Below are 1,377 nucleotides of genomic sequence, written 5' to 3' on the forward strand. Positions count from 1 at the left end.
GGGGAACGAAGGTGCCTGAGTCTTTGAAGCGTGACCATCAAATTCAAAAGCACCTTCGTCCGTTATGAGCCTAGTCAGATCGTCGAAGCCCTGGTCGGGCTCAAGGATGTCCGCGTCCTGGCCTATCGACGTATCGGTCCCGATGTCGAGCTGGTGATCGAGCAGACCGTCGTCGATCGGTTATGCCCGACTTGCGGGGGCGCCGGCCAGATCAAGGAGCGGCCGACGGTGCGCTATGTCGACCTGCCCGTCTACGGCCAGCCGATGCGTCTGGCGTGGCGCAAGCACCGTTTGATCTGCCGGCGACCCGGCTGTGCGGGGGCGAGCTGGACCAGTGCCGACCATCGCATCGCGGCCAAGAACTGCCTGCTGACGACCCGCTGCGCCAAATGGGCGACCATGCAGGTCGGGACCGGTCGTGCGGTCTCCGATGTCGCTGGTGAGCTGTCCTGCGACTGGCACACCGTCAACGACGCGGTCATGACCTACGGTCGGGCGCTGCTTGCTGCGGACCGGCGTCGCCTGAACGCCACGTCCGCGATCGGCTTGGACGAGACCTCGTTTGTGAAACTGTGCAGCCGCCGGGGCCGCTCGTATGCGACCACCGTCGCGGATGTCGCCAACCACCAGATCATCGAGATCCTGCCCACCCGAAGCTATGTCGATGTCGCCGGCTGGATCGACCAACAACCCCTGGCCTGGAAACACCGCATCCGCTTCGGCGCCCTGGACATGTCGGCGACCTACGCCGCGGTCTACACGGTGATGCTGCCCCGGGCGCAGCAGGTCGTCGATCCCTTCCACTGCGTGCAACTGGCCAACCGGACCCTCGACGAGATTCGACGACGCGTGCAGCGTGAACAAAAGGGCCACCGCGGCCGGCGTCACGACCCTCTCTACCGCGTACGACGGGTGCTGCTCACCGGTGAGGAACGCCTCGATGCCAAGGCCACCCAACGCCTGAGTTCACTACTGCAACTGGGCGATCCCCGCGGCGAAGTCGCCCTGGCCTACCGCGTCAAGGAACGACTGCGCGAGTTCTACCGCTGCACCGACATCCACACCGCCCGCGCGATGCTCTCCGAACTGATCGACCACTGCCTACGCCCGGGCCTGCCGCCCGAACTGAACAAACTCGCCCGCACCCTCAAAGCCTGGTTCGACAAGATCTGCAACTTCCACATCGCCCGCGTCAGCAACGGGCCCACCGAGGCCCTCAACAACCTGATCAAACGCATCAAACGCATCGGCTACGGCTTCACCAACTTCGAGAACTACCGCGTCCGAGCACTGCTCTACGCCGGTAAGCCCAACTGGCGGGTTCTCACATCCATCGTCGTCCGATGAACACAGCACCCCGGCAAGATCCGAAGAGCC

1 protein-coding gene is annotated in these 1,377 nt (G+C 64.3%); it reads left to right on the forward strand.

Annotated features, from left to right (window positions below; all coding sequences use genetic code 11):
- Positions 1-30 precede the first annotated feature (30 nt).
- Positions 31-1,347: an ISL3 family transposase gene (locus AC5Y5W_RS24890; RefSeq protein ID WP_500022657.1), complete on the forward strand. Its 1,317-nt coding sequence runs from the start codon at positions 31-33 to the stop codon at positions 1,345-1,347.
- Positions 1,348-1,377 lie beyond the last annotated feature (30 nt).

The sequence above is a fragment of the Mycobacterium sp. NGS51 genome, from assembly GCF_059812525.1.